This is a genomic window from Koromonas humicola, assembly GCF_059726255.1.
In genome coordinates this window covers 2,689,577-2,703,752 of sequence record NZ_AP040873.1, presented here as the reverse complement: position 1 = coordinate 2,703,752, position 14,176 = coordinate 2,689,577, and the positions used below count along the sequence as shown (strand labels likewise).

13 protein-coding genes are annotated in these 14,176 nt (G+C 56.1%); 8 read left to right on the top strand and 5 right to left on the bottom strand.

The genetic code is table 11. From position 1 onward, the window contains the following. Positions 1-49: 49 nt before the first annotated feature. The 6 genes from AC6IZD_RS11765 to AC6IZD_RS11740 all read left to right on the top strand — a co-directional run bounded on the left by AC6IZD_RS11765 (position 50) and on the right by AC6IZD_RS11740 (position 6,492). On the top strand, positions 50-1,423 hold the full coding sequence (locus tag AC6IZD_RS11765; RefSeq protein ID WP_497783506.1) for a M20/M25/M40 family metallo-hydrolase: 1,374 nt from the start codon (positions 50-52) through the stop codon (positions 1,421-1,423). Then, positions 1,423-2,331: a DMT family transporter gene (locus AC6IZD_RS11760; RefSeq protein ID WP_497783505.1), complete on the top strand. Its 909-nt coding sequence runs from the start codon at positions 1,423-1,425 to the stop codon at positions 2,329-2,331. The genes AC6IZD_RS11765 and AC6IZD_RS11760 overlap by 1 nt, the downstream gene beginning before the upstream one ends. 39 nt (positions 2,332-2,370) lie before the next feature. Then, entirely contained in the window at positions 2,371-2,976 is a 606-nt protein-coding gene (locus tag AC6IZD_RS11755; protein ID WP_497783504.1) for a cation diffusion facilitator family transporter, read from the top strand. A 234-nt stretch (positions 2,977-3,210) separates the two neighbouring features. Continuing rightward, a complete protein-coding gene (locus tag AC6IZD_RS11750) occupies positions 3,211-4,839 on the top strand; it encodes a Do family serine endopeptidase (protein ID WP_497783503.1) in 1,629 nt (542 codons plus the stop codon). Positions 4,840-5,290: 451 nt separating this feature from the next. After that, positions 5,291-5,605, top strand: coding sequence for a peptidoglycan-binding domain-containing protein (locus AC6IZD_RS11745; protein WP_497783502.1), 315 nt, complete (start codon positions 5,291-5,293; stop codon positions 5,603-5,605). A gap of 101 nt (positions 5,606-5,706) precedes the next feature. Next, positions 5,707-6,492: a hypothetical protein gene (locus AC6IZD_RS11740; RefSeq protein WP_497783501.1), complete on the top strand. Its 786-nt coding sequence runs from the start codon at positions 5,707-5,709 to the stop codon at positions 6,490-6,492. A gap of 92 nt (positions 6,493-6,584) precedes the next feature. Here AC6IZD_RS11740 and AC6IZD_RS11735 read toward each other — a convergent pair whose 3' ends face one another. Both AC6IZD_RS11735 and gabD read right to left on the bottom strand, forming a co-directional pair. Beyond that, positions 6,585-7,361: a hypothetical protein gene (locus AC6IZD_RS11735; RefSeq protein WP_497783500.1), complete on the bottom strand. Its 777-nt coding sequence runs from the start codon at positions 7,359-7,361 to the stop codon at positions 6,585-6,587. Between the two features lie 177 nt (positions 7,362-7,538). Then, positions 7,539-9,026 carry an NADP-dependent succinate-semialdehyde dehydrogenase gene (gabD, locus tag AC6IZD_RS11730; protein ID WP_497783499.1) on the bottom strand — a complete coding sequence of 496 codons (1,488 nt, stop codon included), beginning with the start codon at positions 9,024-9,026 and terminating at the stop codon, positions 7,539-7,541. A gap of 260 nt (positions 9,027-9,286) precedes the next feature. Between gabD and AC6IZD_RS11725 the strand changes: the two genes are divergently transcribed. Then, positions 9,287-10,717: a HAMP domain-containing methyl-accepting chemotaxis protein gene (locus AC6IZD_RS11725; protein WP_497783498.1), complete on the top strand. Its 1,431-nt coding sequence runs from the start codon at positions 9,287-9,289 to the stop codon at positions 10,715-10,717. A 202-nt stretch (positions 10,718-10,919) separates the two neighbouring features. Further along, a complete protein-coding gene (locus tag AC6IZD_RS11720; RefSeq protein WP_497783497.1) occupies positions 10,920-11,255 on the top strand; it encodes a hypothetical protein in 336 nt (111 codons plus the stop codon). 180 nt (positions 11,256-11,435) lie between these two features. On the opposite strand, the gene AC6IZD_RS11715 is transcribed toward AC6IZD_RS11720, so the two are convergent. The 3 genes from AC6IZD_RS11715 to AC6IZD_RS11705 all read right to left on the bottom strand — a co-directional run bounded on the left by AC6IZD_RS11715 (position 11,436) and on the right by AC6IZD_RS11705 (position 14,176). After that, a complete protein-coding gene (locus AC6IZD_RS11715; RefSeq protein WP_497783496.1) occupies positions 11,436-12,872 on the bottom strand; it encodes a methyl-accepting chemotaxis protein in 1,437 nt (478 codons plus the stop codon). A 77-nt stretch (positions 12,873-12,949) separates the two neighbouring features. Then, positions 12,950-13,261, bottom strand: a complete 312-nt coding sequence (locus tag AC6IZD_RS11710; protein WP_497783495.1) for a hypothetical protein — start codon at positions 13,259-13,261, stop codon at positions 12,950-12,952. Between the two features lie 75 nt (positions 13,262-13,336). Then, positions 13,337-14,176 (bottom strand): flagellar motor protein MotB, encoded by an 840-nt coding sequence (locus tag AC6IZD_RS11705; RefSeq protein ID WP_497783494.1) that lies wholly within the window; start codon positions 14,174-14,176, stop codon positions 13,337-13,339.

Here is a 14,176-nt window from a genome sequence, read left to right as displayed (position 1 = left end):
TGGATCCCTTGCCCACGCCCCGTATGTCTCGTGTACCATCAAGTCTGAAATGCCTTTTCGCCCTTGGACCCGATGGAGATCTTTCTCTGAGCGAAACCAGCTCCAGCCTGGAGCACTCGCGCAGGAAGTCGACGTGTTGTGCGCCGATTCGCGGGTCCATCGCGTTTTCGACTGGTTTTCACGCCACGAGCGAGAGATTGCCGAATTTCAACTCGCGATAGCATCCGTTCCGGCTCCGACCTTTTCGGAGCAGGCGCGCGCTGAGTGGCTTCTCGAGCGTGTTCAGCCACTTGGGCTCAGTGCATACATCGACGCGGTCGGAAACCTCCTCGCAGTCCGTCAAGGGATGCACGAAGACATGCGGTCGGGGCTGCGATCGGAAGCACCCGCCGTTGCCGTAAGCGCTCATCTGGATACCGTATTTCCGGAAACTACCGAACTGAATATTCATCGAGAGCACTCGCGGTTGCTCGGCCCTGGCATCAGCGACAACGCGTCTGGACTGGCTGGCCTCTGGGCGCTGGCTTCTGCATTTCACGATGCAGGGATCGTTACCTCCTTACCCCTGTTGTTCATTGCCAACGTATGCGAGGAAGGCGGTGGAAATCTGCAGGGAATGCGTCACATCTATCGTGAATACCTGGGCCGAACGCCACTGAGCGTGCCGGATGAGACGCCTCCGCCGTCGATAGGACTACTGATAGCACTGGATGGTGCAGGCACCGACAACATCATTTCCGAAGCTCTGGGCAGTCGCCGATTCGAAATCATTATTGAAGGTCCCGGCGGTCATTCTTGGAGCGATTACGGCACACCGAATCCAATCGTTGCCGCTGCAATTCTTATCGAGAAGCTTGCTCATATCTCGCTGCCCACGAGTCCACGCGCCACACTGAATGTAGGCACAATTGAGGGCGGCACATCCGTCAACGCCATTCCTGAACGCGTGATGCTCAAGGTGGACATTCGCTCGTCCGAGCCGAACCGTCTTGACGCGCTCGAGCAACGGATTCGACAGGCGGCAGCAGAGGCATGTGCCGAGACTCAGGTGCTCTCGGCAAATCCACATGCGCGAGTCCAGCTTCGCCACCATATCGCGAAGGTAGGTGAGCGTCCATCGGGTGAGCTTTCGGCCTCCTCTCCACTGTTGGTGGCGATTCGCGCCGTAGATCACCAACTCGGAATCAAGTCGCAAATCCTTCGCGCATCAACGGACGTCAATATTCCGCTGTCGCTTGGCCTCGATGCTGTCGCGCTCGGCGCAGGCGGGTCGGGTGGTGGAGCGCACACTCTTCGTGAGTGGTTCGATCCAATTGGACGCGACTACGCATTGAGACGCTTAGCTTTGCTGATTTTGGTGCTCGCAGGATTGCCCCCGGCATCATCGGATAGAAGCTCCGGTCCGTCGCAGGAGTCTGCTTGATGTCGCGTTCGCTCAAGGCTCACCTCCTGCTCATCGCGGCAACTTTCGTTTGGGGCTCAACTTTCATAGTCATCAAGTCGGCCTTGGCGGACTCAACTCCGCTCGTGTTTAATGCCGTGCGCATGGCATTTGCCGCGATTGTCCTCGGCATCATCTTCTTTAAGCAGTTGCGCCACACTCCGGTCGGAGCATTCCGGGCGGGATTCGAAGTTGGAACGCTGATGTGGCTTGGTTACGAATTTCAGACTGCAGGCCTGCTCTACACCTCGGCATCGAAATCGGCCTTCCTTACGGGATTGTCCGTCGTTCTAGTACCTATCCTGCTCGGTGTGTTTTGGCGTCGCCACGTGAATCGTTACACACTCGGCGGAGTCATGGCGGCACTGATTGGCCTATATTTCCTCTGCGTACCACCCGGTCAGGGGTTGTCTCTCGCGTTGCTGAATCGCGGAGATATCCTTACGCTTGCCTGCGCTCTAGCATTTGCGTTTCAGATCATCATTCTGGGGCGGAGCGCACTGCACTACGACTTTGCCCATCTGGTTCCAATAGAGATTGCGGTATGCGCTGGCTGGATGGTTCTTTCCATTCCAATCGCAGAGCGCCACGGATTCATTCGCTTTACTCCTGCGATGTTGACAGCCCTCGGTGTAACTGCGCTTCTGGGGACAGTGGCATGTTTCATCGTGCAAGCGTGGGCCCAGCGATTTACCCCGCCAACGCACACGGCGCTCATCTTCTCTCTAGAGCCCGTTTTCGCCGGATTGACTTCGTACGTTTTGATCGGAGAACGGCTTGGTTCACGAGGAATCATTGGAGCCACGCTCATCCTTGCCGGGGTCCTCGCAAGTGAACTCCTTGGTCATGTTCAAAAACCCGAGGAAGAACTCGCGGAAGAAGCTGTCTAGCGCAGGCTGAAGCGCTGGCATCTATTGCGATAGAGCATCATGACGACTGTTCCCAATTCGCTCTCTCCGTCGAAGAACCGCCTGATCATACTTCAGGTGGTCACACTCGTATGGATGGTCGTCGAATGCGGAGTCGCGCTTTTCTCAGCTGCACGCGCTCATAGCGCTGCGCTGCTGGCCTTCGGGGCCGACAGTTTTGTCGAGTTGCTGTCTGCCTCCCTCGTCGTACTCTCGATAGCACCGCATCTCAGCCGCAAGCGTGTGGACCGAGTCGCTGGCAGTTTGTTGTTCGCCTTGGCCGGAGTCGTCGCGGTGGCCTCGGTCGTTTCGTTACTCGGGGGAGTCGAGCCTGAATCTAGTCCTCTTGGAATTGCTATCACCCTTGCCGCGCTGATCGTTATGCCTGTGCTGGCATGGCAGAAGCGTAAACTCGCCCGACGCACCCAAAACAACGCGCTCGCGGCCGATGCCGTCCAGTCTGCTACTTGTGCGTACCTGGCACTTATTTCGCTGGCCGGGCTCGCCGTAAATGCTGGATTCCACATTGCTTGGGCCGATTCTGCCGCCGCTGTCGCCGCTATTCCGATCCTGGTTGTTGAAGGTCGGCGGGCGTTCCGAGGCCAAAGCTGCGGTTGTTGCCACTGACATCCCCAGCTTTGCGGTATGAGCTTGGCGCGGTGTTTAATTTCTTCGTCAGAGGGTCTCAGTGGATTTCCCTAATTCGGATATCCGTGTTGGAGGCCAAATTATGTTGACGAATTGCTACAGCAGTGCGTCTAACAAACCTGAACCGGCGTGGCTCAAACCCCCTCGCTAGGTCAGTGCGCCTTTCTTTCCTACAAGTTAGAATGGGTTGCAGATTGAATTGCCGGAGGGCACATGGAACCGCTGAAAGATGCAAGCGGATTGTCGCAGGAACAAAAGCCGTACAAGAAGAGTCGTTTTGCGCCTTTATTCGTAGGGTCGGTCACCATGGCGCTGGTGTTGTTGATCGGAACCGTGCTCACCTACACTGCGCGCGCGAAGAACGTGGACAGCGCCGACGCACCCCAATTGACGGTGCCCGCTGGCCGCACGCACGACAATGAATTCGCGCGAGTGGCCAAGACTGTAGAGCCCGCGGTCGTCAACATCAATACAGAATCGACCATAAAGAATCCCCATCGGCGTCTCCGCCGAATGCCGCCACAGCAGCAACAGCCAAATGGCGAAGACGATCAGCAGGACGGAAATGGCGGCTTGCAGGATTGGTTTGACCGCTTCTTCGGGCAGCAACCCGATGGCGTTCCTGGCGCGCCCGGTGGCGGCGATATGACTTCGCAGTCGCTTGGATCTGGCATCATTGTCAGCGCCAATGGATACATCGTCACCAACTTCCACGTGGTGGATAAAGCAGACCGAATTCGCGTCAGCCTCATGGGCGAGCCTGCCAGCGTCAGCTACCCAGCGAAGGTTGTGGGAACCGACCGTGAAACCGATCTCGCAGTCATCAAGATTGACGTGAACCGTCCGTTACCCGCCGCAAAGATCGGCAATTCGGACAGCATGCAGGTTGGCGATTGGGTTCTGGCCATCGGCAGCCCGTTTGGACTCAAGTCCACGGTTACCGCCGGAATCATCAGCGCAAAGGGCCGCAACATCGTGCCCGGACGCCAATTCCAATCCTTCATCCAGACAGACGCAGCCATCAATCCGGGAAACTCCGGTGGTCCGCTCGTGAATATGGATGGAGAAATCATCGGCATCAACACGGCGATCTACACCGAGAGCTCGGGCTATCAGGGCGTAGGTTTCGCTTTGCCGTCCAACACGGTTGCCCAGGTCTTCAACCAGTTGGTCTCGCCTGCTCACAAAGTTGAGCGCGGCTCCATTGGAATCACGTTCAGCGCCGAAACCAGTCCTGCGGTGACTCGCATGTATGGCGGCGGCAAGGGTGTCGTGGTTCAGGATGTGACGCCCGGCGGTCCTGCTGCTCAGGGCGGAATCAAGAGCGGTGACGCGATCATCTCGGTCGCTGGCAAGAACATCACGACCGGCGACGAACTGGTGAACGAGGTCAGTTCGCACCATCCCGGAGACAAACTGAAGATCGGATACCTCCGGAACGGCAAGCAGATGGATACGACCGTCACAGTGGCCGATCGCCAGAAGCTCTTCGGCGCTCAACTTGGCACCAACGAAGAAGACAACGAGGAGCAGGCTCCGAAAGAGAGCAAGCTCGGAATCACCGTCCGCCCGGTGCCCGCATCTGTTGCTAAGCGGCTGAATCTACAGCCTAATCAGGGTGTCATCGTCAGCGACGTGAAGCCCGGAAGCTTTGCGGAGACCGTGCAGCTTTCGCGTGGTGATGTGATACTCGAAGTGAATCGCCAGCCGGTAAATGACCCCGACGCGCTGACCAAAATCGAGTCGGGTTTGAAGTCCGGACAGGACGTCGTCTTTGTGGTTCGCCAGGCTGTACAGGGCCGAGAAGCGACAAATACCTTCTTGGGAGGCACTCTGCCGTAGTACCCTAGAGCAATCTCAATAATGTTGCCGGGCATCGTAATTGATGTCCGGCAACATTTCTGTGAGATCGACCGAGCCTATTTGCGCACGGGGACAATTTAGCTGCCGGTCGAATCGCGCCCTGCGCTCAAGCGCAAGGAAGTTTCAACTCATCGAGGTGCATCGGATGATTTCATTCCAGAAACTGAAACATATTTCTTTGCTGACCGCCGCAGCTCTGCTGTGCACCTCGCCGGCAGCGGCAGCCAGCAAGAGCAAGTCGAGTGTGACACGAGTCAAGTCACACCATGCGGTCTCCGCATCACGATCAAAATCAGCAAGCGCAAAACGCACTTCCTCTCACAGTTCTGCTACTGCCTCTAATAAAAAAACTCACGATGAAGACTCCGACACATCTACCCGTGTCGCATCCACACGTAAGGGACGCAAAGGAAGAGTTCAGCCCGCCGCCGTGAGTAAGCCAAAGTTTCGTGGGCAACAGTCGATTGATCAGTCCCGAACCGTCGAGATCCAACAGGCGCTTATCCGCGAACATTACCTTGACGGAGAGCCCAGCGGCCAATGGGATCAGTCCACTCGCGACGCACTCGTGCGTTTTCAGAATGACAATCACTGGCAAACAAAGATCGTTCCGGATTCCCGAGCTCTCATCAAACTGGGCTTGGGACCCAGTCAGCACGGGCTCCTCAATCCGGAGAGCGCTGCCATTGCCACTCCATACCAGACTGGGTTGGATAGAAACGGCATGGGCGGTGGGTCGAACTAACATCGACATCCCATTCTCTTGAAGCGCGGCCACATCGGGTCGCGCTTTTTTGCGCTGCAACCTGATGCGCGCTGCCGAACATCTCTGTGCCGACAGTCGATATGAAAACCGTTTTGCTGTTGATCGGGCTGGCAGCATTTTCTGGTCTCGGCCTGGCCCAAACCGAGATTCCCGTCGGTACCATCATCCCAGTTTCTCTTGAAACTTCGCTCGACTCCCATCGGAGTAAGCCGGGCCAAGCTGTGGTCGCGAAGATCGCGCAGGACGTTCCGCTACCTAACGGTTCGAGACTGAAAGCTGGAACCAGAGTCATAGGAGAGGCGGTGGCCGTCTCGCCTGCAAAATCTGGGCAACCGGGTTCCGTGACGCTGCAATTCAAGAAGATAGAGTCACCCCGACACCCGATTACAGTCTCGGCGAATCTTCGAGCGATAGCATCGCGGCTCGAGGTCGAAGCAGCACAGTCTCAGCGCTCAGGATTCGAAAGAGGGGCACAACCTCCGTGGTCGCAAAACACAGTTCAGATTGGTGGAGACGCGGTGTATCGAGAGACAGGTCTCGTCGAGCGCGGTGGGCAGAAAGTGGGAGAGTCGGTGTATGCGGGAGACTGGGGAATTCTCGCACGCGTTGATTCAGGGTCGGGCACCGAATGCCGGGCAGCGGTAGCAGGGAACGATCAACCTCAGGCGCTGTGGGTCTTCTCGCATGATGCCTGCGGAGTCTATGGAATGGAAGCCGTGATCAAAGACGCGGGAGGAAAGACTGTCGACGGGCAGTTCGTGCTCGAATCAACTAAAGGCGACTTGAAACTACGTGCCGGAACCGCATTGCTGCTGCGAGTGAATTCGGCAGCACCGTCCTCATTAGGTCAGTCCACGACGAGGTAATTGCAACTTCTGCGAGCAAGGAGCGGGAAGCGCTCTCAGTCTTGTCAACCACACTTCCCGCATCGAGCCTCGTCGTCACTCAAACTACACCGTTACTCGTCATCGCCCGGAACGTATGTGTATGGATAGTATGGATACGCATTTGGGCACGTGTAATACGGATAGTAGTAGGGGTACGCATAGCACGGATAGCTGGCATAGTAGCCACCGTAGTAGGGGTAGTAGCCAAACCCAACACTCCAGGTGTCCCATCCGCCGCCGCGCCAGTACCGAGGATAGTACCGGTAATCGCGTCCGTAATATCCGCGTCCGTAGTAGCCGCCGCGATAGCCTCCGCGATCGTAGTGGTGACCTCGATCATGGTCGCCGTACCATCCATAACCGCCATGTCCACCATAGCCGCCGTGTCCGCCACCATGGCCACTTCCGCCGCCCGCAGGTGGGTATCCACCGGGATAATTCCCGTTGTATCCACCGCCATATCCGCTTCCACTACCACCACCAGCGCGCGGGTACCCTCCGGGATAGTTGCCGTTGTAGCCTCCGCTGTAGCCACTACCGCCGCCGTATCCTCCGGAGTAGCCGCCTCTGGAAGTACCACGGTTCCCGCCGCGAAACGCACTGCCACTGAATCCAGCAGTGTTGCCACGCATCACGGTGCCGCCACGCATAGCGCTTCCACCATGCATCGCGGGTCCACCACGAAATCCTCCGCCGCCACCCCCAAAACCGTGCGATCCGGCACCGCTATGGAACGCGTGGGATCCTCCACCGCCGTGGAAGCCTCCGCCGCGACCGCCACCGCGGCCGCTTTGAGCAACGCAGGTGCCGACGGCCAGCAACACAACTGCGATAAGAAGACGCCGCATAGGTCACCTCCCGAGGTGCCTAAACCCGTTGGACGCACTTTAGTTGTAGCTTGATATCCAAAATACTTGCCAAACCAGGGAAGAGCGTCTACGCTAGCGCCGTTTGCAGGGCGAAACACATCGAGGAACAAAGAAAGAGCGCCTCTGGATTACGCCCCCTTGGAACCGAGAATTTCCCTAGTTGATTCCCATGCACAGATACTTGATCACCAGGAATTCCTCAATTCCATACTTCGATCCCTCTCGCCCGATTCCGGACTGCTTTACTCCTCCGAATGGGGCCACTTCATTCGAGATCAGGCCGGTGTTGATTCCCACCATGCCGTATTCGAGCGCTTCTGAGACTCGCCACACTCGGCCGATGTCTCGTGAATAGAAGTAAGCGGCTAGCCCAAACTCGGTGTCGTTGGCCATCTGAATAGCTTGTTCTTCTGTCTTGAAGCGGAACAGCGGAGCAACTGGCCCGAATGTCTCCTCTCGCGCTAGGGCCATTTTCGGAGTTACATTCGCCAGCACAGTGGGCTCGAAGAAGGTTCCACCGAGACCGTGACGTTTGCCTCCGGTCAGCACCTGCGCGCCTTTGCTTACGGCGTCAGAAATATGTTCTTCCACCTTCTCCACAGCGGCTTGGTCTATCAATGGTCCCTGGGTGACGCCATCTTCGAATCCGTTGCCTACCTTCAATTGACGCACCTTCTCCACCAGCTTTGCGGCGAAGGCATCGTAAACACCTTCCTGCACGAGCACGCGGTTGGTGCACACGCAGGTCTGTCCGGTGTTGCGATACTTGGACGCAATCGCGCCTTCGACTGCAGCGTCCAGATCTGCATCATCAAAGACGATGAAAGGTGCATTGCCGCCGAGTTCCAATGACACTTTCTTGATCGTCGCAGCACTCTGCTTCATCAGCAAAGCTCCCACGGCCGTAGATCCGGTGAACGTGACCTTGCGGACGAGCGGGTTTGACGTTAGCTCTCCACCGATGGCCTTCGTGTCACCAGTCACCACATTGAACACCCCTTTGGGCACCCCGGCCCTTTCGGCGAGTTCCGCCAACGCGAGCGCACAAAACGGAGTCAATCCCGCGGGCTTCACTACAACGACACAACCAGCTGCCAGCGCCGGAGCTACCTTGCGCGTAATCATCGCAATAGGGAAGTTCCACGGCGTGATCGCAGCGCAAACTCCGATAGGTTCCTTTACCACAACCACACGTTTGTCCCTTTGCGGTGATTGAACGGTGTCTCCGTAAACGCGCTTTGCTTCCTCGGCAAACCACTCGATGAACGAGGCTCCATATGTCACCTCGCCGCGCGATTCTGTCAACGGCTTGCCTTGCTCCGCCGTCATGAGTCTTGCAAGGTCTTCATGGTTCGCCATGACAAGGTCGTACCAGTGGCGAAGGATGATGCTTCGCTCCTTTGCGGCCATGCCGCGCCAAGCTGGCCAGGCTCGATTCGCTGCCTCGATTGCACGTCGTGTTTCTGCAGCACCCATCTTCGGGACGCTCCCAAGCACAGCGCCATCGGCCGGGTTCGTCACAGGAATCACTTCTTTACTGTCGGCGTCCACCCATGAGCCATCGATGTAGCACTGCTGGCGAAGCAGGCGAGCATCCTTCAACTCAAGCTTCTGTTCGATCTGTTCTGTAATCTGCGATGACATACATTCCTCTCGAATCAGTACCTTCCTTTAGAGTGCTCCGCCAAGCAGGCGGTTTCAACTCTGGGCAGTCGCTCGCTCCAACCCAGGGCTGAACACAAGCTGATCGACCGAACAGCGCACCGGAATCGTGAGTGTGCAATCCGTGTATTAGCCAGAGCGTTATCCATAAGGCATGGTGGTGTTTACGGCTCGATTAATGCTGATGAACCATCATAGCTCTGCCGATATACGTGCCTAACGTTCCGTCGAGGTCCCCGTACATGACTATTGGCCGCAAGCTATTTCTAGCTTTCAGCTCTCTGCTTGTTCTATTCGTTGTTCTAACCGCAACGCTCCTTTATCTCATTGATTCAATGCGCGCCAGTTATGTAAATACGGTGGACGTTTCTGCAAAGAAGCTATTCCTTATCGGCGAGGTAGACACCGCGCGTGCCGACGTACGAGCTTCACTGCGCGCTACGATTCTCTATACCTATGCAGGAAAGCCCGACTTCGTGGACGCGAACCGCAAGAAAACTGAAGAGTCCTTCGATCGCGCGCTCGACGCTCTCGACCAAATGAGACCGCTTCTCCAGACCGACGAGGGACGCAGGAGGACCGAACAGCTCTCCACTAACTTCAAGCTGTGGCGAGAAAAGTTCGAAGTTATCTACGGCCATTGCAAAGCGAACAACCCGGTCGAGGCGGAAGCATATGGCACACGCGAAACCAAGTCGATCGCCGAAGGGTTAGCGGCGGACATTCAGTGGCTAGCCAATACACAGAAGCAACAGTTTGCTGAACAGAAGAATGCCAATCTTGAACGAGCAGGGACAGCGAAGTTAATGGCTACCATTGGACTCCTACTCTCGATCGTCGCTGGAGTGGTGTCGTTGCGAATGGTGCTCGGTGTCACCGCAGCACTGCGGAAGATCGTTCACGATCTGTCGTCTGGCTCTGAACAGGTTGCGAGTGCGGCGGATCAGATTTCAACGTCCTCGCAGTCGTTGGCTCAGGGAGCTTCAGAGCAAGCCGCATCTCTGGAAGAGACGTCGTCCTCTACGCAGGAAGTAGTTTCTATGACTGATCGCAATGCTGAGAATTCCAAATCAGCAGTGGAACTGATGGAAGCTACAAGCGAAAGAATTCACGTGGGCAATCGCAAGTTGGAAGAGATGAACGCCTCGATGAGTCAGATCAACGCTTCATCAGAGAGAATCTCCAAGATCATCAAGACTATTGATGAAATCGCATTCCAGACCAACCTCCTTGCGTTGAACGCTGCCGTGGAGGCCGCTCGCGCCGGAGAGTCGGGTATGGGATTCGCAGTTGTGGCCGATGAAGTTCGAAATTTGGCACAGCGTTGCGCCCAAGCGGCAAAGGACACCGCCGTTCTGATCGAAGAATCAATCGAGACCTCTCAGCAGGGCAGCAAGAAATTGACCGAAGTCGCCCATGCCATCGCCGCCGTAACGGCTGAAGCGGAGAAGGCCAAGGTCTTGGTTCAGGAAGTTGGTCTCAGCAGCCAGGATCAGGCGAAATCACTCCAGCAAATTAGCCGGGCGGTCCAGGAGATGGAACTCGTTACCCAGAGATCCGCCGCAGGAGCGGAGGAAAGTGCATCGGCTGGAGCACAGTTGAGCGCTCAGTCTCAAGCAATGCAGCAACTGGTCGTGAGCCTCAGGGCGATGGTGAATAGTTCGCCTGCATAATGCATTTGTTGCAAGGTACGGGAGGCCTGCCCTTATGGGCGGGCCTTTCGTCTTTTGGCTGCAAGGCAACATGCCAGATACGCGCGCGAACCAATGGGTTGACACGCAACTCTTTGCAGTCTAATGTTTTCTGGCGCTGTGCCGATATATCTATCGCACAGCAAGGCATTAGCGACACGAACTTCAGGGTATGAGCGGACGCGTGATTCTACTACCGGCATCGAGGATAAGTAGCGAGACGACGGCTCTGGCCGTGCACGGCAGCAATGCGCTCGCAGCAAAGAGCCGCATACGCCCGAGCATAGCGATCCCGACCGACACTTATCGCTGGTCCGCCCCTGTATATTCTGACGATGCGCCCTATCCGACTCCGCAACTGCCCGGCCTGGGGGTTGCAAGCGCGTTCGGAGATTTCGGTCAGCACTCGACCGATGGTGGCTTCCTCGCAGGCGCAGTGATGAGAGCTGTGTATCAGTACCAGACTCATATGAGCATGCCCGGCTCTGACTTGGTTTCCCGACTCGACCTTTACGCCTAGCTTTTACCCCGGTTCTAGTTCATCCAGATTCAATCCCCAAATACCTCTTTGCAGAGTTCGCCGTTTGTGCACCAATGTTCTGACTAAAGCTGTCGCGCAAGAAGAAAAGCAATCGGCGTGGGCCGATTGCCTCGGGTGAATCCGAAACGCAGTTTCGAGAGAGTTTGTGGTCCTTCCAGACTACATCGTGGCGTGATCACCAGAAACCAATGACTGTAATCCCGTAACAATGGTGCGGAGCGTATCAGCCTGGGCGGTGAGTTCTGCGCCTGCCGCCGCACTTTGCTCCGCCGTGGCTGCGTTGCTTTGGGTGACGTGCTCCATCTGCGACATCGAGGTTGCGATCTGCTGAAGTCCGCGCTCCTGCTCCGCGCTACTGGTCGTAATTTCTTCGACGAGCGTTTTGATCTCTTCCGACTTGCCGACCACCGAATTGACAGCGGCCACTACTGATTGGACCCGCGCGGCACCCTCCGACGCATTCGTGACGGATTCTTCGATCAGGAGTGAAGTATCCTTGGCGGCTTGTGCGCAACGCTGAGCCAGGTTTCGCACCTCGTCAGCAACTACAGCAAAACCTGCTCCTGCGCTTCCGGCGCGTGCAGCTTCGACAGCGGCATTCAAGGCAAGCAGATTGGTTTGGAACGCGATCTCATCGATCAGCTTGATGATCTTCGAAATCTTCTCACTGGATGTGGAGATGGAGCCCATCGACTCAACCAACGCCTTCAATTCGGCTTCAGCATCAACCACATGCTGGTGCGAAGCTTCGACGGCGGTTGCGGCCGTGCGAGAATTCTGAGCATTCTTCTGGGTGACGGCATTCACTTCCTGCGCGTTCGAGGAGGTTTCCTCCAGCGTGGCCGCCTGCTCTGATGCGCCTTGCGCCAAGCCCTGTGCAGACGATGATACTTGTCCAGCCGCACTGGCCACTTGCTCCGCACTCGAGGAAAGGTCCATCGTGGCAGTGAAAAGCTTCGACACAATTCCACGGACGCCAAACCAGACCACAACTACATTCGCGATTGTGAGACAAACCACGAGCAGGTTCACCAGCAATGACAACTGACTTAGCCTGTCAACTCGATCCACCTTTTCGGAGTTCATCCGCTCCTGAGCCTTGAAGAGTGAATCGGCATGTCCAATCAGACTTTTCCCGACGCTGACCAAGTTCTTCGTATCGAACTCGATAGCCTCCATCGCCTTGCCTTGCTTGCAAAGCTCGGACGTCTGGTAATGGAGTTGCGCATACTGCGTTGCATTCTCCGCAAGCTCGCGCAGCTCGGATGATCCGTCATCGGTGGAGAGCAGTGTTCCCACCTCGGAGATAGACTGCTTCAGGTCCGAGTAGTTCTGCTCGAACTGCTGATTGCTCGCGTCGAACTTTGCCTGGTCGTGGATAAGCGTGAATTGCAGTGTTCCGCGTTGAGCCAATCGCATCTGCATGATCTGCGATCTGATCTGGCTGATTACGGCAACCTTGCGATAGTCGCGACCGGATGCGGCCTTTAATTCGCTATCGTATTGATGCCGCTCGTAGAGAGACCATGCCGAAAGACATAGTACGGAAAACAGGATTGTACCTAGGGCAAGTAGAGCTTTCTTGCGTATGGCCATTGAAGTAACCTTCGAATCGTGTGTTGGACTAGACCTGTAAAGCGTTTTCGTGCGAACTTGCAACTCAGAACGAGCGGCTAAACGTGGCTCGCTTCGGCGTTGTAGTTTGGAGCAATCACCAATGTGCTGAATGCCTGCACTGGAGCCAGCTTCTGAAACTGCACAACAGTGCCTTGAATGTGCATGGGGACTCGCTGCGCGCTGCCGGAAGGAAGCATGAGCGTCACGTTTACCCGCTCTCCCACCTTGAGTGCCTGCGGAGAAGAGAAGCACAGGTTCGGGACAGAGTCTTCATCCGAAACCTCGTTGAACTCGTAGTATCCGGGCTCGGTGTACTTAACGCTTACAGGCTGCTGAAATACCGGTTGCACTGATTGCAAGTCTTCCATTTTGATCACTCCACCTAACGTTTGGCGCTTCGTTAGCTATCTTTCGCACGACGCGAAGTTCAGTACTGCTGTTTCCTAATGTTTCTCTTCCTTAGTGGCTGCGGGGGCCGTCTCGACGGACCCGGCCTTTCCGGTTGGGAGTTCGCTCACATGAGCGGATTGCGATTCCTTCTCTGATGTTTCAGGCTTCTCGTTTGGAAGGTACTCGATAAGTAGAGAAATTCGTCGATTCGATGCATTTGTTGGCTCGTTCGGCATCTTGAGCTTTTGGTCGGCGAAACCCGTTACTTTATCCACCTGATCTGCTCGAACCCCATGTGCCTGCATCAGCTTTCGGGTCGAGTTTGCGCGGTCGGCCGAAAGCTCCCAGTTCGTATAGTCACCATTGGGCGCATACGGCGTCGAATCGGTGTGACCCTCGATGGAGAGCTTGTTCGGAAACTTCCCAACCTCTTCCGCAATCGATTCGAGCAGGGCGGTTCCGTCTGCATTAGGGACTCGGCTTCCAAGATCGAAAAAGGTTCCTTTCTCCGTCTCGAGGAGTTCGACCCGTAATCCTTCGTCAGTCACAGTAATGGTGATCTGGTTCTTCAGCTTGTCGAAGTTACTGATCTTGTGAACGGCCTTTTCGAGCTGTTCCTTGAGGATCGTGAGATTGTCCTTGTTGACTATAAAGTTCTCGCCTGATCCAGCGAGATTCGTACCGACCTTCTTGGAGTTTCCGGTGGGATCTTTGAAGTAGCCGCCAACGGCTTCCTGGATCTGCTTGCTCGTGTTCAGAAGCCAGAGCACGATGAATAGCGCCATCATGGCGGTCACGAAGTCGGCGTATGCCACTTTCCACGCGCCACCATGGTGTCCTCCGTGGTCGGACTTGCGCTTCTTGATTACGATGATTTGCGGCTTTGCTTCCAT